Below are 23,461 nucleotides of genomic sequence, written 5' to 3'. Positions count from 1 at the left end.
CCGGGGATTTCGGTAATTTATGCCTTCGGCCCGAGACCCGCGATGCACTGGTCTTCGCGGATTACCTTTCTCGGACCGCCGTCCTGACCTTTCGACCAGTCGTGCGGAGCGGCGATCTTCTCCAGTTTCTCCAGCGTGCCGGTTTCCTTCGCGCGGTCGTAAATAAGCTGCCAGGCGCAGTCCCTCTCCTCCCGTACCTCGCACTTCCCTTCCCGGGAGCCGCCGCACGGGCCGTTGAACATGCGCTTGGAGCAGCGGGTGATCGGACAGATGCCGGCGAATTCGCCGAGCCTGCAATCGCCGCAGCCGGCGCACTTCTCCGCCCATACCCCCTGCGCTTCCAGGATGCCGATGAACTGGGTGTTCAGGCCGGGATAGACGGCCGTTTTCGGAAAGCGGCCGGCCAGCGCCTGGACGCCCGCCCCGCAGCCGAACGACACGATGGCGTCGTATTTCGATCCCTGCCCGGCCAGCGCGTCGATGAAGGCGTCTTCGCACTGCCGTTCGATGGTGCACTCGTCGACGGTCACCCCGCCCCGCCCCGCAAGCTTCAGGGACATGCGAAGCGCGGAACCGAGGATCCCCACCTCGCGCTCCCCTCCGGCAAGGCAGACGGTGACGCAGGTGCCGCATCCCACCAGAAGGACCTTTTCATGGTCCTTTATCATTTCCCGTATTTCACGTATGTCCTTACGATCGGCGACAATCATGCTTTTCTCCTGCCAGTGTGCTTTCCGCCTTAAGCGTCATTTCCCGTATGCCTTCTTCAGCGCCGCTTCCCTCGTTGCGCAACGGGCTCGGGCCCAGGCCCTTCAGCCGGGCGGTCATTTCGGCCGCGATCTCCGCGAACCTGATCCCCTCGGCCGACGACAGGTTGAACATTTCCAGCCGCTCCGGCTCCAGGCCGATCTCGGCCAGGATTCCTTTCGCCCGCTCGACACGGCGGCGCGCCCTCAAATTCCCTTCGAGGTAGTGGCAGCCGCCCTCCAGGCAACCCGCCACGATAACACCGTCCACTCCCCGTTCGAAGGCGGTCATTATGTAATTCACCTCCACCTTCCCGGTGCAGGGGAGCCTCAAGACCCGCACGTTGTCCGGGTACTGCAGGCGCATCGAGCCCGCCAGGTCGGCCGCGGCATACGCGCAGTAGTGGCAGCAGAAGGCGAGGATCAGGGGTTCCTTTTCGGCCATCGGCGCTCTCAGCTCCTGTGCCATTTCGGAGGCGCTATCCCCGCCCTGTCCGGATACGCCGGGACCGCCGGCTTTTCTTCCGGGTCAGCCCCGAGCAGGCTGTTGACCGCGGCCAGGACCTGGAAGTCCACGTAATGCCGCAGCGTGATGGCCTTGGCGGGGCACTCCGAGGCGCAACTTCCGCATCCCATGCAAACCACTCCCTGCACTTCGGCCTTGTTGTCGGCCCCGATCCGCGGCGCCATGTAGGGGCAAAGATGGACGCATGTCATGCACCCGACGCACTTGTCCGGATCGACGTACGAGATCTGCCCGCTCACCGGCATCCGCTTGTGCGAAAGGATAGTCGCCGCCCGCGCCGCCACCGCGTTCGCCTGGGATACGGTCTCGCCGATGAATTTCGGAGAATGTGCCGTGCCGCAGAGGAAGATGCCTTCGCTCGCGAAATCGACCGGCCGCAGTTTCATGTGGGCTTCCAGAAAGAACCCGTCGGCGTTCAGCGGCACCCGAAGCAGCTCGGAGAGCTCTTTCCTGTCCGCGCGCGGCTCCATCGGGGCGGCCAGGATGACCAGGTCGGGCTCGATCCGGAGATCGCGCCCAAGGGTCGGCTCGAAGACACGCAGATCGAGCTTCCCGCCGTTCGTCAGCTCGGGCATCCGCTCGGGCTCGTACCGGACGAACAGGACCCCCTTCTCCCTCGCTTCGCGGTATGCCGCCTCCCGGAATCCGTAGGTCCGCATGTCGCGGTAAAGGACCACGATCCGCGCATCCGGGAACTTCTCCTTCAGGAGAAGGGCATTCTTGACCGCGGTGGCGCAGCAGACCCGGCTGCAGTAAGGCCGCTCCCCGCTTCGCTGCTCGACGCACTGGATCATGGCCACCGTGGAGCCGGGGGATAGGTCGATCTCTCCCCGTTCAAGCCGGCCCGACAGCTCCAGCTGCGTCAGCACCCTGTCGCACCTGCCGTAGCCATAGGTTTCCGGTTTCTTCTCCGTAGCCCCGGTGGCTACCACCACCACACCGTGCCGGATATCGATATTCTGTCCGTTCGCGAAAATCCGGGAGGTGAAGCTTCCCACGTTCCCTTCCACCTTGACGACGGAGGCGGAACGATGGACCGTGATCAGCCTGCCGGCTTTCACGCGCTGGATCGTCCTGTCGAGGAACGCCTGGACGTCGTCCCGTCCGATCGTGCGGTGGATCTCACGGACTGTGCCGCCGAGCCGGGAGGCTTTTTCCACAAGGTGAACGCGGAACCCCTGCTCGGCAAGAGCAAGCGCCGCGGTCATGCCTGCGATTCCGCCTCCGACGACCAGGGCGCCGCTGCTTACCGGTACCGTCTCCTGGTTCAGCGGCAAGAGCCTCGCCGCGCGCCCCACGGCCATCCTCACAAGGTCGACCGCCTTGGCTGTTGCCTTCTCAGGGGTTGCCGAGTGCACCCATGAACACTGGTCGCGGATATTGGCCATCTCGAATAGATACGGGTTAAGCCCCGCGTCCCGCATGGTGTCGCGGAATATCGGTTCATGGGTACGCGGGGTGCACGAGGCGATGACGAGCCGGTTAAGGCCGTTTGCCGCGATCTTTTCCTTGATCAGGTCCTGGTTGTTCGACGCGCAGGCGTAGACGTTGTGCTCGGCAAGCACCACGTGCGGCAATTCCCCCGCCCGTTGCACGACCGCCTCCACGTCGACGACCGAGGCGATGTTGCTTCCGCAATGGCATACGAACACGCCGATCCGCGGCGGCTCGTCGGTGACGTCGCGCTGCGGCGGATAGCTCTTCTTCCGCACCAGCGTGCCGCGTGCCGGGGCCAGCAGCGACATGGCCCGGGAGGCCGCGGCGCTCGCCTGCATGACGGTGTCGGGTATGTCCTTGGGCTCCTGGAAAGCGCCGCCGACGAAGACGCCGGGACGTGTCGTATCCAGCGGCGCAAGCTCTCCGGTCTGCGCGAAGCCCCAGCGGTTGAGCGCAACTCCCAGGGCTTTCGCCTGTTCCGCAAGCGACGCGCCGGGTTCGAGACCCAGGGAGAGAACCACCATGTCGAACTCTTCCTCGCTCTGCTTCCCCCCCGGCGTCATGTGGACAAGACGCAGGTTCTTCGTCCCCGGCATCACGTAGGTGCGGGAAATGAATGAACGGACGTACCGGACCCCGAGCTGCTTCCTTGCCCGCTCGTAGTAACGGTCGAAATCCTTGCCGAAGGCGCGCAGATCGAGGAAGAAGACCGTGACCTCCAGCCCCGGCTCGTGCTCCCTTGCGAGGATCGCCTCCTTGGTTGCCGCCATGCAGCAGACCGAGGAGCAGTAGTCGTTGTCGCAGCCGGCGTCGCGCGAGCCGACGCACTGGATGAACGCCAGCCGTTTCGGCGCCGTGCCGTCGGACGGGCGGACGAGGTGTCCGCGCGTGGGTCCGGAAGCGGACAGCATCCGTTCGAACTGCACGTTCGTCAGCACGTTCGGCGCGAAGCCGAAACCGAATTCGCCCCGCCGGGTCGCGTCGAACGCCTCGAAGCCCGGAGTCAGCACGACGCCGCCGACCTTGAGCTCCAATGTCTCTTCCGCCTGATCGTAATCGACGGCGCCTGCCTGGCACACCGTGGAACAGAGCCCGCATTCCCCCGTACGGAAATGCACGCAGGCGTCGCGGTCGATGAACGGTACGCGTGGCGCGGCCTGGGGATGCGCGAGGTCGATGCAGGGACGGGCCGTGAGATGCTGATCGTGGTTCGTTTTATGAGGACGCGGGCGGCGCGACGTGATCGTTGCGAGGTCGATGGCGCCTGTGGGGCAGACGAACGCGCAGGCTCCGCACGCCTGGCACTGGTCGGTCGGCTCCGAATAGGCGGTGCGCACGTTCCGCCCGGGGCCCCGTCCGAACAGGCTTATCGCCCCACGGCCCATCAGGTCGTTGCACACGCGTACGCATAGTCCGCACAGGATGCATTTGCCGGTCTCCGTGCGTTCCAGCGGGGTGGATTCGACCCCGAGCCCCGAGGCGAACGCCGCAAGTTCGGCCGATTGCGGGGCCTGGGCAAGCAGCAGCTCGAGCACCGTGCGGCGCGAAGACCGCACCAGCCCGGTATCTGTCCGGACTACGAGACCTTCCTCGACCGGGTAGGCGCAGGACGCGACGAGCCGCCCGCCGCGCGGCGATTCGATCTCGACGACGCAGACCCGGCAGGCGCCGTAAGGGGACAGCCCCTTCGCGTGGCAGAGCGTCGGGATGGAAATGCCCGCCTGTCTCGCGGCATCGAGGACCGTCGCCGACCGGGGCACTTCAGCCGTGCGGCCGTCCACGACGATCGTTATGCGGCCCGGATCAGGCACTGACCACCGCCTCCTTCGGACATACGCTCCTGCACGCTCCGCACCGCGAGCAGACAGCCGGGTCGATCGCGTGGGCCTGCTTCTTCTCACCGCGGATCGCCTTCGGCGCGCAGACCTTCACGCACTCCCCGCAGCCGGTGCAGGCAGCCTCGTCGATCCGCAGCGTGATCAGGTCACGGCAGACGCCCGCTGGGCACTTCCTGCCGAGGATATGCGCCTCGAACTCCGGCCGGAAATACGCAAGCGCCGTCAATACCGGGTTCGGCGCGGTGGACCCCAGCCCGCAAAGCGAAACCGCCCGGACCGTCGTCGCGAGGCGCTCCAGCAGCGCAAGGTCGCCGGAATCACCCTTGCCTTCGCAGATCCGCGTGAGGATGCGCAGCATGTGCCGTGTTCCTTCGCGGCACGGTGCGCATTTACCGCAGGACTCGTCGGCGGTGAAGGCGAGGAAAAACCGCGCCAGGTCCACCATGCATGTCCCGGTGTCGATCACGATCATGCCGCCCGATCCCATCATGGACCCTGCTTCGCCAAGCTTCTCGTAATCGATCGGCAGATCGATGAGCGACTCCGGGAGGCAGCCGCCGGACGGTCCTCCGGTCTGTATGGCCTTCAGCGGCCGTTTTCCGCTCATCCCGCCGCCGATCTCGTGGACCATTTCCCTGAGCGAGATGCCGAGCGGAACCTCCACCAGCCCGGTGTTCTTAACGGCCCCGACCAGCGAGAAGACCGTCGTCCCGCGGTTGCGCTCGGCGCCCATGGCGGCGTACCACGCCGCGCCGCGGGAAAGGATGGGGCCCACGCTCGCCCACGTCTTGACGTTGTTGATGACGGTCGGCTTCCCCCAGAGGCCTTTCTCCGCCGGATACGGGGGACGCGGCTGCGGCTCGCCCGACCGGCCCTCGATGGAGGCGATCAGAGCCGTTTCCTCTCCGCAGACGAACGCTCCGGCCCCCCGCCGCACCTTGAGCCGGAAGGAAAATCCGCTGCCGAAGATGTCGTCGCCGAGCAGGCCCAGCGATTCCGCTTCGGAGATGGCATGCCGGATCGTCGTGACCGCAAGCGGGTATTCGCTGCGAACGTAGACGATCCCCTCCCGGGCGCCGATCGCATACGCCCCGATGAGCATTCCCTCGATGACGGCGTGCGGATCCCCCTCGAGGACGCTCCGATCCATGAATGCGCCGGGATCGCCTTCGTCGGCGTTGCATACTACGTACTTGATATCGGATGCGGAGCGGCGGGCGGATTCCCACTTCCGCCCCGTGGGGAAACCGGCGCCGCCGCGGCCGCGCAGTCCGGACTGCAGCACTTCGGCTATCGCCTGCTCCGGGGTCATCCGCGTCATGGCCCCGGCGGCTCCGCGGTACGCTCCGCGGGCGATCGCCTCGCCGATTTCCATCGGATCGATCGTGCCGCAGTTCCGCAGGATCACCCTGCGCTGCATGCGGTAGAACCCGAGGGCGGACCAGGCGGGAATCGCGCCCGCTCCGTTGGAAGAGGCGGGGTACACATGCCGTTCGCCTGTAGCGACGTGCTCCTCTTCATCGATACGGCACAGAGCGAGCTTCGTTTTCAAATCCCCGGCCGTGGCATATGCCTCGATAAGGTCGCGGGTCCTTTTCGGCGTCATGTTGCCGTAGCTGATCCGCGGCGCGTTCGGCGGCAACAGATCCAGCAGCGGCTCCCGCTGGCAGAAACCGATGCATCCCGTCCGCGCCACGACTGCGTCCAGCCCGAATTCCTTTACCGCATCCAGCGCGGCCGCTTCGACCTCGCGTGCTCCCGCCGCGATACCGCACGTTGCGGAGCCGACAAGGATCTTGAGCCGCTCCGGATAAAGCGCCGCTTTCCCGGCCGTGCCGATCCGGTCAAGGTCCTTTTCGACGCGGACGGGGACGCTCATTCGAAGCGCTCCAGTATGTTCGACACCATGTTGAGCCGGATCCTGCCGAAGGTCACGCCGTCGATCCGCATCGCCGGCGCCAGCGCGCAGCAGCCGATGCAGCGGACCGTGTTCAGGGTGAATCGCCGCTCCTTGTCCGTGCCTCCCGCGCGGATGCCCAGCTCCTGCTCGATATGTTCAAGCAGCAATCCCGATCCGCGGACGAAGCAGGCGGTGCCGAGACATACCTCTATCGTGTGCCTCCCCGCCGGTTCGAGTTTGAACGCATTGTAGAAGCTCGCCACGCGCAGGATCTCGGGGAGCGGCACCGCAAGGTGCCCCGCCACCCGCTCGAGGACCGGACGCGGGAGATACCCCCAATCGTCGTTGATGTCCTGCAGGATCGGAAGCAGCGGCCCCGGCTCGTTCAGGTGGCGGTCGAAGATCGGCTGAAGGCGGGCGGCGCCTTCGGCGTCCATGGCCTGCGACGGCGAAAAAGGCGGCGTCGGCTCCGGGACGTTCGTCACGGGGCAGCTCTGCCAGCAGTCGCCGCAGCCGGTGCACTTTTCGGGGATGACGCTTCGGGGGCGCCGCCGAACGGTCGCGTGGAACCTGCCCGCCTCTCCGTCCAGCGCGGCCACGTCCGACATCGTAAGGACTTCGATGTTCAAGTCACGCATGCATTCCACGAGCTTGGGGGAAATGATGCAGGTGGCGCAGTCGCCCGTCGGGAACGTTTTGTCCAGGCGGGCCATCCCCCCGCCGATGGTCGGGCTCTCTTCCACCAGGTAGACCCGGAATCCGGAAGCGGAAAGATCGAGCGACGCCTGGATGCCCGCGATCCCTCCACCGCAGACAAGGACGGCTCCATAGGGCTCGTTTTCGCCGCCCTTCAGCGGGATCACGTTTCCACGGCTCCTTTCCGCGCTCACCTTGTCGGCGCTCATCGGGCCGCTCCCCTTGCCGCCGTTGCATCGATCCCCGCGATCGCCGGAAGCCGATCGGCGCCGACAAACAGGGCATCGAGCCCGACTTCCCCCTTCGTCAGTCCCAGGGCAAGCCCCAGGAGTTGCGTGACGTACAGGACCGGCGTTTCGGGTATCGGTCCATGCGCCTTCACGGCGTCCGCCTGCCGCAGGTCGAGGTTGCTCTCGCACAGGGGACAGGCGACGGCCAGCGCCTCTGCGCCTGCCTGCCGCGCCATCGAAAGGAGCCGATGAGCGAGACGGTGCGCGACCCCCGAACCGGTAAGCGACAAGGATGCCCCGCAGCACTCCGTCTTGTACGGCCACTCCACGCTTTCCGCGCCGATCGCTCCGAGCAGCCTGTCCATGCCGCTCGGGTGCTCCGCGTCGTCGAAGGCGACGATTCCCGGCGGCCGGGTAAGGAGGCACCCGTAATAGCAGGCGACCTTGAGTCCGCTCAGGGGACGCCGAACCTTTTCCCGGATGGCGTCGATACCGAGGTCGTTGACGAGCACGTCGAGCAGGTGCCGGACCTCCACGCCGCCGTCGTACGGTTTTCCGGTTACCCTCGCGGCGCGGCTCCGCTCTTCCGGATCGGTTCGCACGGCATGGTTCGCGGTGCGAAGGCGCGAATAGCAGGAAGCGCACGCGGTCAGAACCGGCAATCCCATCTCCTGGGCCTTCCGGAGATTGAACACGGGCAGCGCTACGCTTAAAGTCGCATTCGTCGCGTGCGCCGGCGTCGATCCGCAGCAGGTCCAGCCGGGTATATCCTCCAGCCCGATCCCCAATGCACGGCAGACCGCCCGCGTGGACTGGTCGAAATCCCATCCCGTCGATTCGAGGCTGCACCCGGGGAAAAAGGCGTACTTCATCGCTTCTTCTCTTCCTCCTCGGATCGCCGGAAAAGCTCGCGCACCTCTGCGGCGCTTCCGCTCCGCTTCGGCAGGAGCGAGAGCTTTCCCTTTGCCAGCATCTGCCCGGTCTTCTCCACGTCGCTCAGGAAATCCCCGCTCCGCAGTTTGTAGGCGGCCATCATCCCCATCTCGAATACCCGGCCGTTGCGGCGGACGCTCCCCAGGAAGGAACGATTGAACTGCTCGCCGCGCGCGTCGGGAATTCGGGCTTTCATCTCCACCGCCATCTGCCGCAGCGCATCCATGACGGCGGCGATGTCGACCTGCATCGGGCAGCGGGTGGTGCATGCCTCGCACGAGGCGCAGAGCCATATCGCCCGGGATTCGAGCGCCTTACGTTCCTGCCCGAGGTGGATCAGCCGCATAACCTGGCTCGACAGAATATCCATGTCCGGGCCTACGGGGCAGCCGGTCGAGCACTTGTGGCACTGGAAACAGGCGCTGACCTTCGTCCCGCTGCGCCGCTCCACTTCCGAAAGAAACGCGGAGGCTTTCCAGACGATCGGGTCTGCCATCGCTACGCGCCCAACCCTTCCATTTCCAACTCCGCCTCGGCGTCCTTGGCCGGCATGACCTTCCGGTAGACCTCACCGGGATCGCGCAGGGCTCCGTCCACCGTCAGGAGGTCCCGTTCCACCTCTACGCCGAACAACCTTTCGTTCTCCTTGAGATAAGGAAGGATCAACTTCCAGTCCGCCTCGGAAAGCTTCCCGTACTTCCCGCCGTTCAATTGTTCGGGAACCAGCGTCCGGTGCGGATCGCGAATATAGATCGCGCCGCCAGACGCCAGGGATAGCAGATTGCTCCCCGGATACGGCGTATCCAGCGGGATGACCTTTCCGTCTTCGTCGAACCGGACGCCGTTGACGACGGCGAAACCGCCTCCTTCGTGCGGATTACCCGCCATGAACGATTCGGCGAGGAAATCGAGCGCCGTTCCGTTGATGACTCCGCGAGGCTTCCCGACGGCATTTATCATCGGACGGCCTGCGGCGTTCCCCATCACGTAGAAATCGCCGCCCTTGGCGCCGTAGAGGAACGTCTGCCCCACGTCGCCGAAAATGACGAGTTTGCCGCGCTTCGTGATCTGGCCGAGCTGATCCTGCGCATTGCCGTGGACGACAGCAGTAAGCCCGTCGATGCCGGAAGCGAGGTAGTCTCCGGCGTTGTCGTAGCACTCCACGAGCAGCCCGTCCGTTTTCGGGCCGAACCCGGCGGCGTGGAAGCGCGTCCCGCGGCTGTTGAAGTGCACAAGATGCCGCCATCCCAGTCGATAGGCCCGCACCGCCAGCGTTGCGTCGCAATCGGGTCCCTCGGGTTCGAAACCGCTCGCATCCATGAGCAGGGTGGTCTCCGCTCCCGACGGGCCGCGCAGCCGGTCCCGCGTCTTCCACGTGATCCTGCGGCAGGTCCCTTCCGCGGCGCCTTCCCCGAAGAGCGGTTGCGCCGAGAAGATCTCCTCCAATGCGTTCCGCAAGATTGTCAGTACGGAGCTCCTCTTTTTGCGGCCCGTCGGGTAGCGGCGGTCGATCGCCAGCGTCAGCGCTTCGATCCCGACGGAGGGCGCTTCGAAGGCGGTTTTTTTTGCGATTTCTCCGGCGAACCAGCGGAGCCGGTCGAAGTCCCATCCGGCGGCCGCGCCTCGCAGGTGCTCGAACAGGACCTTCGGGGCGCGATCGGCGACCGCCTGCGCGATGAGGGCGGCCTCTTTCCGCGTCTCGTCCGGAAGGCGACAGGGCGCCGAAAGGTCGCAGCGTTCCTTTTCGCGGTCGATCGAAAGCGGAGTGCCGAACTTGTCGGCGACGGACAACGAATACCCCGCGCCGTTCCCGCCCTCAGCCGGGGAGACGGTCATGACGAACGCGCCGCCGTCGGTATGGCTGCCTCCGCGGGCGTTCCAGTACCGGTCGGCGATCGGCGTAAAGCGCTTGTCTTCGGTCGCCAGGCTCGCCAGGGTCGCGTCGATCGCCTGCTTCTCCGAGCAGATGAGACCGATCGAGACCTCCCCTTCCTGGAGCGCGAACACCTGGGGCCGGAGCATCGCGGTGTCGGTGATCCCGATCAGCTGGAACTTCCCCTCCGCCGCCAGGCTGCGGGCGATGATGAAGAACCAGGGGCCGTCGGGCGAGCCGTGCATGTGCATCGCCTGGATCTGCCGGTAGATCCGCCGCTTCTCTTCGGGCAGCCTGTCGAAATCGAATTCCGTGGTGGGAGCCATCGCCTCGATGATGTATTCGAGCGGGTACTTGTAGACGCGGTTGAGCAGGTCGAAGAGAAGGACCGATACTTCCGTGTCGGTAAGGAACTGCGGGAAGATGTTGCGCTGCGCGAGGTATTCGCAGACCGAGTGATAGTTGGCGAAGTCGCCGTTGTGGACCAGCGCCTCGTTCATGCCGATGAACGGGTGCGCGCCGCCCGGATGCCAGACGCGCCCTTTCGTGGGGAAGCGCTGGTGGGCGATCCATACGTGGGCCCGCGAATCCTCCATGCGATAGTACTGGACCGAAGCCTCCGCGTAACCGACGATCTTCAGGATGATCAGGTTGCGGGCGTGGGACATGACGAAGGCGCGCTTCTCTCCGAGGGAGGCGTAGAACTCCCTGTTCAGCCGCAGCGAATTCCGGCAGACGAACTCCTCCGCGAGTTCAGTTTCGGAAAGGCCCTCCAACCCCTTCTCGACGGCGAACCGTTCGAGCGCGCAGGGCTTCGGCCGGACGAAGTACCGTGCGACGTCGGGCGGCCGGACCTCGAGCAACGGCACTTCCCGGTAGTCGTCCACCGTCGGAATGAGACCGCCGTGGTCAATATCGAAGAACGGCTCGACGTATTTCCGCTCGACTTCGCCGCGCGCGGCCGAGTCGAGAAGAGCGACCTGGAGTATGTAATCCTCACTCAACACTTTCGGTGTGACGCCGAGGTCCTCGGCCACGAGACCGCAGGCCGCGATGCCGCCACCCTTGCCGTTTCCCCGGTTGCGCATCTGCTTCGACGGCTCGTAGATGTGCTTGCCGCGGACCGGCACGGTGCATGCGAAACCGGTGACTCCGCAGCCCCCCTCCGCCTCGGGCGGCGTCCTGCGCCACTCACCTTCCGGCCGGAATTCCGCGCGTGCGCGGAGAAGCGCATCAGGCAGGTCGATGCGGGTTCTCCCGGCGGGCGGATTTGTGCGGTTCATTCCCCGTCTCCCGGCTCGTAATCGAGATGGAAAAGGAGATCGGTCCGGCCGCGCAGGGCGGAGACGGACTCCAATCCCAGCCTATAAAGGATATCGACCAGCATTTCCCGCCACGCGTTGTACAGGTTGACCAGCCGCTGCGTCCCCCAATCGATGGAAACCTTGTCGCAGTAGCCGGTGGCGGTGGTGGTGATCCCCCGCGGGCAGCCGCAGCCGCTCTCGCAGTTTCCGCAGCGTATGCAACCCACCGCGATCAGCTCGGCCGTGCCTATCACGACTCCGTCCGCGCCGAGCGCGATAGCCTTGACGATGTCGGCGGGCGTGCGGATGCCGCCGCTGGCGATGACGGTGATCGAATCGCGTATCCCCTCGGCCATGAGGAACCTGTGGACCCGGCTGATCCCGTATTCGATCGGCATGGCGATATTTTTCTTGGCGATGTTCGGCGCAGCGCCGGTGCCGCCGTAGCTTCCGTCGAGATGGACGATGTGCGCCCCCGCGTAGTACGACCCGACCGCCACCATGTCCACGTCGACCGGCGTCGAGACCTTTGCGGAGATCAACCCGCGCGGGTTGACGTGGGCGATCCAGTCTATGTGCTTCTTGTGGTCCTCCACGGAGTAGACGCTATGGAAGGGGAAGGGGCTGAACAGCGGGAATCCCACTACCGCTTCGCGCATCGCCGCGACCGGCGGGGTCACCTTGTCTCCGAGAAGATGGCCTCCCAACCCCGGCTTGGCCCCCTGGGCGTACTTGAATTCGACGACGGGGGCCCGCTGGATCGTCTCCTCGCGCACGCCGAAAAGCCCCGTCGCCACCTGCGTGATCACGTGCCCGGCGTACGGGATCAGCCGGTCGACGTATCCCCCTTCGCCGGTGCAGGTCAGGGTGTTCCAGGCCTTGGCGGTCCGGGCGCGGCTAAGGATCGTGTTGATGCTGGTCGAGCCGAACGACATGCCGCCGCCGTACCAGGGGACGTCGATCGCAAGCCGCGGCCGCGAGTCGTTCCGGCGGTTGAGCAGCAGCTTCGTGCTTATGTCCTCCCGGCGAAGGCCTGCGGGCGGAGCTTCCGGGAACCTGATGCGTATCCGGTCGAAACCGCCGCCGCTTCCCCCCGTCTCGCATTCCATTCCGTGTCGCGGCGCATGACCCGTTTCTGCCATCCGCCAGGTGCTCGCGATCAGGTCCGGCGTCCAGCGCCGGTCGCCCAGGGTATCGAACGCCGGGTTCGACGCGAGCGACAGCGCCCCCTGCGGGCAGGCGTCGATGCAATATGCGCCGGTGCCGGCGCAGTCGAAGCCGATGCAGCGGTAATCCAGCGGGCGGGTGACGGGCCGGTACCCTTCAGGCCGCTTGTGGACGTCGTGCGCGCAGATTTCCACGCAGCGGCCGCAGGCGATGCAGTTCGACGCCCGATGCACGCTGAACCTCCCGATCTCGTTCCTGTAGCGGGGCAGGGCGGGCCGGACGTCCCGCGCGACATCCGCGTAACCGCGCCGGTCGAGGAATTCCTCGGGCATGCGGAGAGACGCCGAGCCGGGTTCCGCCATCTTCGCACCGGGGGCGCTCACGCCCTCGCACCTTCCTTTTTTCGCGTCCCGAACAACGGACCGAAGATTTCCCGCTCCAGGTCCTCGAAGAACATGCAGCGGCCGACCTCGCCGCGCATCCGTCGCACCTCCCGCATGCCCATTGCGCCCATCAGCTCAAGTAGCTGCGAATGCCAGGCCCCCATCAGGTTGGTCATCCGCCGCGCGGCGAACTTCGGATCGATCTCGTCGAAGGCGACCGGGCATGGCTCTCCCCGGTCGCACTCGCCGCAAAGGCGGCATTCCAATGCGATCATGAGGGGTATGTCGACGGTCACCAGGTCCGCTCCGCAGATGATCGCCTTTGCCATATGTTCGGCCTGGGCGATCCCCCCAGAGGCTATAAGCGTCACCCGGTCCCGCGTCCCGTCCTTGACCAGCGCGACGTGCACTTCGCGCAGGACGTCGCGCATATGTCGCGGCCCGGCTGGAGCGGTTTCCCGGCCGTGGGAATCGAAAACAAGGAAAAGGACTTCGGCTCCTTCCCGCGTCAGGGCAACGGCCCGCTCCGCCGTGCCCGCCGAGGCGTTAAGGGCGATGGCGACCACCTGCCGCCCGTTCCTGTCTTTAAGCGCGGCCCGCACGGCGCCGATGTCGGGACGGTCCGGGACGATGATCATTTCCGCGGCCGCGAATGCCGGATCGGAAAGGGATTCCGGAGTGTTCAGCAGGGGGACGATCTTTTCGGATTCGACGGACCGGCCTCGCGGAACCAGGTTGCCGGGCACGACCGACATCAATCCCAATTCGGCAGCCGCCCCGGAAACGGCTTCCGGCGCCGCTCCGCGGAGCCAGCGGGCGGGGAGAGCCCCGAAAATCACCGGCAGGGGGATCTCCAGCAACGGCGGGGATGCCGCCAATTCGCCGTTTACGAAAACCAGGTGGTCGTTCTTCCGCCCTATGTCGACGGAAGTGTTTATGTACTCCCGTCCGTGGATGCCGTCACGCGTGGGCCGCACGATCTCCGACATGTCGGTCCACATCGAATCGAACCCGGAACCGGTGAACGGCCCGCCGTAGCCGGCCCCCGACACCGGGATACGGCCCGAATCGGCCTGGAACCAGGTGGAAAGGACGATGGAAGGCGTGTAGTAGGAGTCACCGATGCGGTTGTATTCGGGATTGAGGACGCGGGTCAGGATTCCCTTCGTGCAGTCCTGCACACAGCTTAAGCAGCCCTTGCACTGGTAGATGTAATCGAGGTAGCCGATCTCGCCGTGCAGGGTATCGGCCTCGTCCTTGTAAAACCCGTAGGCGCAGGCGCGCTTCACGCAGTTGTGGCAGCCCGCGCAGTCCTCCCGCCAATCCACGATGCCGAACTTCCCCACCGGCCGGAAACGGGGCGGGGCGTGTTCCGTATGGATATGGTATTTATCAGGCACGCTGCGCCGATTTCCATTCCTGGTCTATTTCCAGACCCGATCTCTCCAGGAATTCGACGGCGAGGTCGGTGTCCTCGTCGACGCGGACTTCGAAACCGCGCAAACCCTTGAGGCCGGAAAGACGCTGGACCGTCTCGAGGGCGATCTCCACCCCGACGTCGCGCTGACCTTTCCGGTCTCCCGGCGCCGTGATGCGCTCGAGAAGCGCGGCGGGGATCTTCGGATCGGGGCGCCTTGCGGCGCATGTCCGCGCGAAATCCGCGTTCGCCAGCAGGCGGATTCCCGCAATGACGGCGACCTTTTCATGCAGGCCGCGCCGGGTCGCCTCCGCCCACCAGAATTCGAACCTTTCGATGTCGTATACCGGTTGGGTGATGATGAATTTCGCGCCGGCGGCAACGGCTTTCGCAAGCCTGATGACCTGCAGCCCCATCGGGTCCTCGTACGGCGAGGCCTTCGCGCCCAGGCAGAACGGCCCGGCTCCGTCGATGCGGTCCTCACCCAACAGCGATGCATCGCGGGCAAGCCCTTCGATCATTTCGAGCATCTGGATCGGGTCGATGTCGAACACGTTCCTCGCGCGGCGGAAGGGACCGAGGGTCTGGTGCGTTCCCGTGGCGCAGAGCAGGTTGCGTACGCCCAGGGCCTGCGCGCCAAGGCAATCGGAAGCCAGCGCTATGCGGTTCCGGTCCCGGGTCGTGATGTGAAGGATCGGCTCGACCCCCTCGGCGAGAACGTGCGACGCGGCGGCCAGGGCGGACATGCGGACTCCGTCGCGGTTGTCGTTGATGCCGACTGCATGCACCTTCCCCGCGAAGAGCCCGGCGGCGGCGCGCAACGGGGCGGGATCGGCTCCCCTGGGAGGAGACAATTCCGCAAGGAGGACCGGTTTCCCGGATTCTATATGCTTCTGAAAATCGGTCTTTTCCGTTTCCATGTCACCCGCCCGGTGCGGACCCGGCGCTGTCGGCCTTGCCCGCCGAATTAAGTGCTGAAGGAGTTATCGCCCCCAATGAGCAGATACGCCGCACCGCGTCACGCAGAACGGGCTCGAGCCGGTCGGGCGGATCGTTCGGGGATACGTGCAGCAATTCGACCCTCTCCGCCTCGACGCCGATCTCGGCGAGAAGCCGCCTGACGACGCCGACGCGGATCTCCGCCCGGTAATTTCCCTGGGCCAGGCGGCACTCGCCCTTGGGACACGCCACCACGCAAAGTCCGCGGCTTCCGCCCTCGAACGCGTGTAACAGATACCGGGCGTCCATTTTCCCGCTGCAAGGCATCTCCCGCACAAGCACGTGCGCGCCGTTCTCCTGCCACTGCCGGGGAAGCCGGGCCTCCTTCGCAATGCAGTTGCAGCAGATATATACGACGATGTCCGGAGACGCGGACGGTGTCATCTTCCCTTCCTTGCCCCACGAATGAGGGGAGCGGCATCCCTGGCGACATAGGCTGGCCGAAGCTTGATCGAAAGGGAAAGCAGCTGCATACGATTCCTGTTTGGTTCTAAAAAAAATTGAATAGTAACAGAGATCCGGTGTGTTGAAAACCGGATTTTACGGGTGCGGCGGAAAATTGACGTCATCATCCGCTACGCCGGGAATCCGGTGTGGTATCATTGTTCCCGTCGAAAGGAATCGCCGCATTATGCTTTCCCGGTCGCCAAACAACCTACAAATGGAGGTTTCCCGGCGCAGTGGAGATATCGCGGTTATAATGAAAGATTCCAACTTCACATACCGAGGCCGGCATATTGACTGACGGAAACGACTATTTCGAACGCAACGCGGCCGGGACGCCCGGACGCCGGGGCCTGTACGACCCCTCGCTGGAGCATGACGCCTGCGGGGTCGGATTCGTCGCAACGCTTTCGGCGGAGCCGAGCCACTCGATCGTCGAACAGGGAATCAGGATCCTCGTCAATCTCGAGCACCGGGGCGCAATCGGGGGAGACAAGTCGACAGGCGACGGCGCGGGCATCCTCGTCCGCATTCCCGACACCTTCTTCCGGCTCGCCGGACTTCCTTTCGCCCTTCCCCCGCAAGGAAGCTATGCGGTCGGCATGGTGTTTCTCCCTTCCGACGGAAAGCTCGCGCAGCGCTGCATCGAAACGCTGGAACGCATCGCACGGGAGGAAGGGCACCCGGTACTCGGCTGGAGAAAAGTGCCTCATATCGAAGGACTTCTGGGGGATTTGTCCCGCTGCACGAAGCCGGAGATCTCCCAATGCTTCCTCGACAGGGGGAATGCCGGAACCGATGCATTCGAGCGGAAACTCTACGTGATCCGCCGTCTCGCGGAGAAGTCGATCGGCGGGCGGGACGACGCGGATTACAGCCAGTTCTACATTTCGAGCCTTTCTTCCAGAACGCTGGTCTACAAAGGGCTCCTCACCGGGTCCCAGCTTCCGCAATTCTACCCGGACCTCGAAGTGGACCTGTTCGCGAGTCCGTTCGCCATCGTCCACCAGAGGTACAGCACCAACACCCTGCCGACGTGGCATCTCGCCCATCCGTTCCGGTTCCTCGCGCACAACGGGGAGATCAACACGCTGCGGGGGAACATAAACCGGATGCGGTCTCGGGAAGCCCAGATGGCCTCAGACCTCTTCGGTGCGGACATCGAGAAAATCCGGCCTGTCCTGATCGAATCGGGGAGCGATTCGGCCATCTTCGACAACGGGCTCGAACTGCTCGTCATGGCCGGGCGCTCGCTGCCGCACGCGGTCATGACGATGGTGCCGGAGGCGTTCGGCCCCAAGTACCAGATGAGCGAGGACAAGCGGGCGTTCTACGAGTACCATTCGGCCCTCATGGAGCCCTGGGACGGCCCGGCGGCCCTCGTTTTCACGGACGGCCGTTACATCGGAGGCACGCTGGACCGGAACGGCCTGCGGCCTTGCCGCTACACGGTTACACGGGACGGCCTGATCGTCCTCGCCTCCGAGACGGGGGTGCTCGACTTCGACCCGGACGAGATCGTCCAGCGCGGACGGCTGCAGCCCGGCAAGATGTTCCTCGTCGACCTCAAGGAAAAGCGGATCGTCCCCGACAACGAGATAAAAGCGAAGATTTCACGGCAGAGGCCGTACCGCCACTGGGTCAAGGACAACAAGATCGAGATGCGGGGACTCTTCGCTCCGCCGGAGATCCATCCGGAAGATCCGGACGTTCTCATGCAGCAGCAGCACGCCTTCGGCTACACGGAAGAGGACCTGCGGCTGATAATCGCCCCGATGGCGTCCCAGGGGCAGGAGCCGGTCGGCTCGATGGGGGACGACGCGGCGCTGGCGGTCCTTTCCGACAGGCCGCACCTGCTCTACAACTATTTCAAGCAGCTCTTCGCCCAGGTCACGAACCCGCCGATCGACCCGCTCCGCGAGGAGCTCGTCATGTCGCTGCGGTCCTTCGTCGGACGCGAGAAGAATTTCCTCGACGAGACGCCTGCCCACTACCGGATGCTGAAGATCCCCCACCCCATCCTCACGCCGGAGGACATGGTCCGGCTGCGCAACGCGTCCCACCCGGACGTGGTGACCCGCGAGATAGACATTCTCTTCCCGGCCGAGGGTGATGGAGCCTCGCTCAAGGCGGCCCTGGCCGCCATGTTCGTGCAGGCGGACAAGCACATTGCGGAAGGTGCGACCCTCCTGGTGCTGACCGACCGGAACATCGGCCCCGACCGGGCGCCGATTCCTGCGGTGCTGGCCACTTCGGGGCTTCATCATCACCTGATCCGCCGGGGTTTGCGTACCCACGCGGGGATCATCGTGGAAACGGGGGAAGCGCGGGAAGTCATGCACTATTCGCTTCTCGTCGGATACGGGGCGAACGCCGTTTGCCCTTACGTGGCCTTCTCGACCGTCCGGGCGATGGCGGAGGGGGAACTGCTCGAAAAGCCTCTCCTGCCCGGAGACGCGGTGGACGCCTACGTCACCGCGGTCAAGAAAGGGCTTCTTAAGATTCTTTCCAAGATGGGCATATCGACCATCAGGAGCTATTTCGGGGCGCAGATATTCGAGGCCGTGGGGATCGGGCGCGCCGTCGTCGACAGGTATTTCTGCGGCACCGCATCGCGGATCGGCGGGATCGGGCTCGACGAGATCGCGATGGAGGCGAACGCCCGCCATCGCCGCGCCTGGCCGAAGGGCGGTCCGGTCGCCCGGCTCCTCGATCCCGGCGGGATTTACCAGACGCGGGTCGGCGGAGAGAAGCACCTGTGGCCGCCGGAGGCGATCTACAAGCTTCAGCAGGCGGTGCGGACCGACGACTACAAGGTCTACAAGGAATTTTCCGCCATCGTGAACGACCAATCCCGCCAGCGGGCTACCCTGCGCTCCCTCTTCCGGTTCCGGAAAATGAAGCCGGCGCCCATCGACGAGGTGGAGCCGGTGGAGAAGATCACCCCGCGCTTCGTCACGGCGGCCATGTCGTACGGGTCGATCAGCAAGGAGGCCCACGAGACGATCGCCATCGCGATGAACCGGCTCGGCGGGCGGAGCAACTCGGGTGAAGGGGGGGAAGACCCCGCGCGGTACGTTCCGCTGTCCAACGGCGACAGTCTCCGCTCGAAGATAAAGCAGGTCGCCTCGGGCCGTTTCGGCGTCACCATCGAGTATCTGATCAACGCCGACGAACTGCAGATCAAGATGGCGCAAGGGGCGAAGCCCGGAGAGGGGGGCCAGCTCCCGGGCCACAAGGTCAGCGCCGAGATCGCGCGGGTCCGGCACACGACGCCGGGAGTGACGCTCATCTCCCCGCCGCCGCACCACGATATTTACTCCATCGAAGACCTCGCGCAGCTCATCTACGACCTGAAATCGGCAAATCCCGATGCGAAAGTTTCCGTGAAACTCGTTTCCGAGGTCGGTGTCGGGACGGTCGCTGCGGGTGTCGCTAAAGCGAAGTCCGACCTGGTCCTCATTTCCGGCCACGACGGCGGCACGGGGGCGTCGCCTCTCACTTCCATCAAGCATTCCGGGCTCCCCTGGGAGCTCGGCCTCGCCGAGACGCAGCAGGCGCTTATTCTCAACCGGCTCCGCGACCGGATCGTCGTACAGACCGACGGGCAGCTGAAGACGGGACGGGACGTGGCCGTCGCGGCGCTCCTGGGAGCCGAGGAGTTCGGGTTCGGAACGTCGGTGCTGGTCACCCTTGGCTGCATCCTCCTGCGGAAATGCCACATGAACACGTGTTCGGTCGGCGTGGCGACCCAGGATCCCGCGTTGCGGGCGATGTTCGCCGGGAAGCCCGAGCACCCTGAGCGTTTCCTGCGCTTCGTCGCCATGGAACTCCGGGAGATCATGGCGGAGTTGGGCTTCCGGACGGTGGACGAGATGGTGGGGCGGGTGGACATGCTCGAAGTGCAGCAGGCCGTCGACCACTGGAAGGCGAAAGGGGTGGATCTCTCACCGATCCTCGTACCGGCGGGCGATCCGGAGAACGGAGTGCGCCGCCGCATACGGCCGCAGGAGCACGACCTCGATTCGGCGCTGGACGTCGAACTGATACGCCAGGCGGAGAACGCTCTCGTGAAAGGGCAGCCCGTCCGTATCGCGATGCCGATCCGGAACGTCCACCGGACGGTAGGGACCCGCCTGTCCGGAGAGGTTGCAAGACGATTCGGCGCTCAGGGATTGCCGGAAGGCACCATCGACCTGCGCTTCACCGGCTCGGCGGGCCAGAGCCTCGGCGCTTTCCTCGCACCTGGAATCTCCATCCGGGTCGAGGGCGACGCGAACGACTACCTCGCAAAGGGGATGTCCGGCGGCCGGATCGTCGTCACGCCGCCTCCCGGCGCAGCTTTCCTGCCGCACAGGAACATCATAGCCGGCAACGTCGTCCTGTACGGGGCGACGGGCGGCGAGCTTTACCTGCACGGGGTGGCGGGCGAGCGCTTCGCCGTGCGCAACAGCGGGGCGAAAGCGGTCGTCGAGGGGGTGGGCGACCACGGCTGCGAGTACATGACGGGCGGCATCGTCGTCGTTCTCGGCCGCACGGGCGTCAACTTCGCGGCGGGGATGAGCGGAGGGATCGCCTACGTCTACGACGAGACCGAGCTGTTCGACACCCGCTGCAACCTCGACATGGTGGACGTCGAAAGCGTGTGGGCGCCCGAGGATGCGAAACAGCTCCGGACGATGATAGAAAACCATCTCCGTTACACGCGCAGCGCCCGCGCGAAGATGATCCTGGATGACTGGGAATCGCGCCTCCCGCTCTTCGTCAAGGTCATGCCCGTCGATTACCGTAAGGTCCTCGAGCGGATGCAGCTCGAAGAGTTCCACGAGGCCGAAACCCTTTCGGCCACCGAAGAGGTGTACCGTGGGTAAGCAGACCGGCTTCCTGGAATTCCCACGCGAGAATCCTCCCTATCGCCCCGTCGCCGAGCGTATCAGGGACTTCGTGGAGATCGACGGGATGCTTCCGCGCAAGACACTGGAGGCACAGGCGTCCCGGTGCATGGATTGCGGCATCCCCTTCTGCCACGCCCTCGGCTGCCCGGTGAAAAACCGGATCCCCGAGTGGAACGACGCGGTCTACCGTAAACAATGGAGGAAAGCGCTCGACCTGCTCCACAACACCTGCAACCTGCCGGAGATCACGGGGAGGGTCTGCCCCGCCCCCTGCGAGCCGGCCTGCACCCTGGCAGTCAACATGCCTCCCGTGACGATCAAGCACATCGAGCTGCAGATCGTCGAGCGGGGATGGAACGAGGGGTGGATCGTCCCGGAACCGGCGCAGTTCAAGACAGGCAGGAAGGTGGCGGTAATCGGCTCGGGCCCGGCGGGGCTATCGGCAGCCCAGCAGCTCGCCCGCAAGGGGCACGGCGTGGTGGTATTCGAGAAGGCGCCGAAAGCCGGCGGGTTGCTGCGTTACGGCATCCCGGACTACAAACTCGAAAAATGGATCATCGACAGGCGCCTGGAGCAGATGAAGGCCGAAGGGGTCGTCTTCGAAACGGGCGTCAACGCGGGGAAGGACATTTCCGCCCGGTACCTTCGCCGGACCTACGACGCCCTCCTCATCGCCACGGGCGCCGCGGTTCCCAGGGACCTTCCCGTTCCGGGGCGGGACCTCAAAGGCATCCACTTCGCTATGGAATTTCTGACCCAGCAGAACAAGCGGATCGGCGGGGAACCGTCGGCCCTCGATGAAATCAACGCAGCCGGAAAGGACGTGGTGGTCATCGGCGGCGGCGACACCGGCTCGGACTGCATCGGGACGAGCAGGCGCCACGGGGCGTCGTCGATCCACCAGATCGAAATACTTCCGAAGCCCCCCGACGAGCGGGTGCCGACGAACCCGTGGCCGACATGGCCCAACGTCTTCCGGACATCTTCCGCCCAGGAGGAAGGCTGCGAGCGGTCCTGGAGCGTTTCCACGAAGGAATTCATGGGCACAGGCGGGCATGTAAGCAAACTTCGCTGCGTCCGGACCGAGTTGTCTGCGCCCGACGCATCCGGCCGCTCTAACTTCCGGGAGATCCCGGGCTCCGGGTTCGAACTGCCCGCGGACCTCGTGCTGCTCGCGATGGGCTTCATCCACGTGGAGCACGGCCCGCTGGTCAACGACTTTTCCCTTGCGATCGACCCGCGGGGAAACATCCAGGTGGACGAAAACCGGATGACCTCAACCCCCGGAATCTTCACGGCCGGAGACGCCAAGCTGGGTGCGTCCCTGGTCGTCCGCGCCATCGACGACGGCCGCCTCGCGGCGGACGGCATCGACCGCTACCTCGCTACCGTTCCAGAAGAATAGTCACCGGGCCGCTACCGTCCACATCACGTTATCACCTGTAAAATCCGCAATCCCTATTAACCTTTCGTTGATCCTCCTGTCTTCTGTCGCAGGTCAGATGCGCCGGATGGACGCATGTCGCAATCCCTATCCGGCCTTTCGTAATGTCCTCCGCACCCTTCACAAACCCGCTTCCGGCAAGGGAATTATCCCTTTCCTTCCGGGAACGATGTCCGTCGCAATCCCTATCCGGCCTTTCGTGATTTCCTCCAAGCCGGATTACGACGCGAAGGGTTGGCGGATTGTGGTCGCAATCCCTATCCGGCCTTTCGTGATTTCCTCACAATACGTCCCGCGTTGCTGACAGCCGCTAACGCCCGTCGCAATCCCTATCCGGCCTTTCGTGATTTCCTCTGACACTGTGTGCTCTGTGTGGTTCCTCTCTGGAACACAAAGTCGCAATCCCTATCCGGCCTTTCGTGATTTCCTCAAGACGCCCGCATTGCCGAGTTGGAGGGGCAGGTGTGGTCGCAATCCCTATCCGGCCTTTCGTGATTTCCTCTCCCGCCGCGAAGCTCGGGCAAGTGGCGTACCGCGTCGTCGCAATCCCTATCCGGCCTTTCGTGATTTCCTCCACAACGAGTTCGATCCAAATCCGGGAGTGGACTTCAGTCGCAATCCCTATCCGGCCTTTCGTGATTTCCTCCATGACCGCCCAACGGTACGATTGGAAACCCGTGGAGGTGAAGGTCGCAATCCCTATCCGGCCTTTCGTGATTTCCTCAAAATGACATGGATATTTTCCAATGGTGGGTTGATATGTCGCAATCCCTATCCGGCCTTTCGTGATTTCCTCCTTACCACCCATCGATTTGGGGGCAATACGGGATCAGTCGCAATCCCTATCCGGCCTTTCGTGATTTCCTCAAACCGTGGATACCGTACTGGAACGAAGTGATCGGGGTCAAGTCGCAATCCCTATCCGGCCTTTCGTGATGTCCTCGGGTGCGCGCCGGTAACGACCCAGAATGTTTATCGAGTCGCAATCCCTATCCGGCCTTTCGTGATTTCCTCCTCCGTATCCGCATCCATTGGCGATAACGTCGCACTGTCGCAATCCCTATCCGGCCTTTCGTGATTTCCTCCGGGACGGACACGGACAACACAACGGAGATATTCGTGTCGCAATCCCTATCCGGCCTTTCGTGATGTCCTTCACTTGTCAAAGAACATTCTTGCCAATCCTTATGAAAATAGTTTGCCGGAAAATCTTCCTGATTCCATGCATA

The 23,461-nt window shown here is 64.6% G+C and carries 14 protein-coding genes and 1 CRISPR repeat array; of the genes, 2 read left to right on the top strand and 12 right to left on the bottom strand.

Annotated elements, in window-relative coordinates; all coding sequences use genetic code 11:
- Nucleotides 1-17 precede the first annotated feature (17 nt).
- The 12 genes from HY896_10705 to HY896_10650 are packed head-to-tail and all read right to left on the bottom strand — an operon-like array spanning nucleotide 18 to nucleotide 15,833.
- A complete protein-coding gene (locus HY896_10705) occupies nucleotides 18-710 on the bottom strand; it encodes a methylenetetrahydrofolate reductase C-terminal domain-containing protein (protein ID MBI5576817.1) in 693 nt (230 codons plus the stop codon).
- Nucleotides 691-1,191, bottom strand: a complete 501-nt coding sequence (locus tag HY896_10700) for a hydrogenase iron-sulfur subunit (GenBank protein MBI5576816.1) — start codon at nucleotides 1,189-1,191, stop codon at nucleotides 691-693. The genes HY896_10705 and HY896_10700 overlap by 20 nt, the downstream gene beginning before the upstream one ends.
- 8 nt (nucleotides 1,192-1,199) lie before the next feature.
- A complete protein-coding gene (locus HY896_10695; protein MBI5576815.1) occupies nucleotides 1,200-4,520 on the bottom strand; it encodes an FAD-dependent oxidoreductase in 3,321 nt (1,106 codons plus the stop codon).
- Entirely contained in the window at nucleotides 4,513-6,426 is a 1,914-nt protein-coding gene (locus tag HY896_10690) for an NADH-quinone oxidoreductase subunit NuoF (GenBank protein ID MBI5576814.1), read from the bottom strand. The genes HY896_10695 and HY896_10690 overlap by 8 nt, the downstream gene beginning before the upstream one ends.
- On the bottom strand, nucleotides 6,423-7,352 hold the full coding sequence (locus HY896_10685) for an NAD(P)H-dependent oxidoreductase subunit E (protein ID MBI5576813.1): 930 nt from the start codon (nucleotides 7,350-7,352) through the stop codon (nucleotides 6,423-6,425). Before HY896_10685 ends, HY896_10690 begins: the two co-directional genes overlap by 4 nt.
- Nucleotides 7,349-8,245, bottom strand: a complete 897-nt coding sequence (locus tag HY896_10680; protein ID MBI5576812.1) for a CoB--CoM heterodisulfide reductase iron-sulfur subunit B family protein — start codon at nucleotides 8,243-8,245, stop codon at nucleotides 7,349-7,351. Before HY896_10680 ends, HY896_10685 begins: the two co-directional genes overlap by 4 nt.
- On the bottom strand, nucleotides 8,242-8,802 hold the full coding sequence (locus HY896_10675) for a 4Fe-4S dicluster domain-containing protein (GenBank protein ID MBI5576811.1): 561 nt from the start codon (nucleotides 8,800-8,802) through the stop codon (nucleotides 8,242-8,244). Before HY896_10675 ends, HY896_10680 begins: the two co-directional genes overlap by 4 nt.
- A gap of 2 nt (nucleotides 8,803-8,804) precedes the next feature.
- Nucleotides 8,805-11,462: a glutamate synthase gene (locus tag HY896_10670; protein MBI5576810.1), complete on the bottom strand. Its 2,658-nt coding sequence runs from the start codon at nucleotides 11,460-11,462 to the stop codon at nucleotides 8,805-8,807.
- Nucleotides 11,459-12,982: an alpha-hydroxy-acid oxidizing protein gene (locus HY896_10665; GenBank protein ID MBI5576809.1), complete on the bottom strand. Its 1,524-nt coding sequence runs from the start codon at nucleotides 12,980-12,982 to the stop codon at nucleotides 11,459-11,461. Before HY896_10665 ends, HY896_10670 begins: the two co-directional genes overlap by 4 nt.
- Before the next feature lie 47 nt (nucleotides 12,983-13,029).
- Nucleotides 13,030-14,433 (bottom strand): hypothetical protein, encoded by a 1,404-nt coding sequence (locus HY896_10660; protein ID MBI5576808.1) that lies wholly within the window; start codon nucleotides 14,431-14,433, stop codon nucleotides 13,030-13,032.
- Nucleotides 14,426-15,370, bottom strand: coding sequence for a methylenetetrahydrofolate reductase (locus HY896_10655; GenBank protein ID MBI5576807.1), 945 nt, complete (start codon nucleotides 15,368-15,370; stop codon nucleotides 14,426-14,428). Before HY896_10655 ends, HY896_10660 begins: the two co-directional genes overlap by 8 nt.
- Nucleotide 15,371: 1 nt before the next feature.
- Entirely contained in the window at nucleotides 15,372-15,833 is a 462-nt protein-coding gene (locus HY896_10650; GenBank protein ID MBI5576806.1) for a hydrogenase iron-sulfur subunit, read from the bottom strand.
- Nucleotides 15,834-16,186: 353 nt separating this feature from the next.
- Here HY896_10650 and gltB point away from each other — a divergent pair, with 353 nt between their 5' ends.
- Together gltB and HY896_10640 are read left to right on the top strand one after the other, a co-directional pair.
- On the top strand, nucleotides 16,187-20,764 hold the full coding sequence (gltB, locus tag HY896_10645) for a glutamate synthase large subunit (protein MBI5576805.1): 4,578 nt from the start codon (nucleotides 16,187-16,189) through the stop codon (nucleotides 20,762-20,764).
- Complete coding sequence (locus tag HY896_10640; protein MBI5576804.1) at nucleotides 20,757-22,193, top strand: glutamate synthase subunit beta; 1,437 nt, start codon at nucleotides 20,757-20,759, stop codon at nucleotides 22,191-22,193. Before gltB ends, HY896_10640 begins: the two co-directional genes overlap by 8 nt.
- Nucleotides 22,194-22,309: 116 nt before the next feature.
- Nucleotides 22,310-23,388: a CRISPR direct-repeat array (repeat unit 35 nt; unit sequence GTCGCAATCCCTATCCGGCCTTTCGTGATTTCCTC).
- Nucleotides 23,389-23,461 lie beyond the last annotated feature (73 nt).

The sequence above is a fragment of the Deltaproteobacteria bacterium genome (assembly GCA_016218975.1).
Classification (GTDB): domain Bacteria; phylum Desulfobacterota; class Deferrimicrobia; order Deferrimicrobiales; family Deferrimicrobiaceae; genus JAENIX01.
The sequence above is the reverse complement of the archived record's forward strand: the minus strand, read 5'-3'. Positions and strand labels throughout refer to the sequence as shown.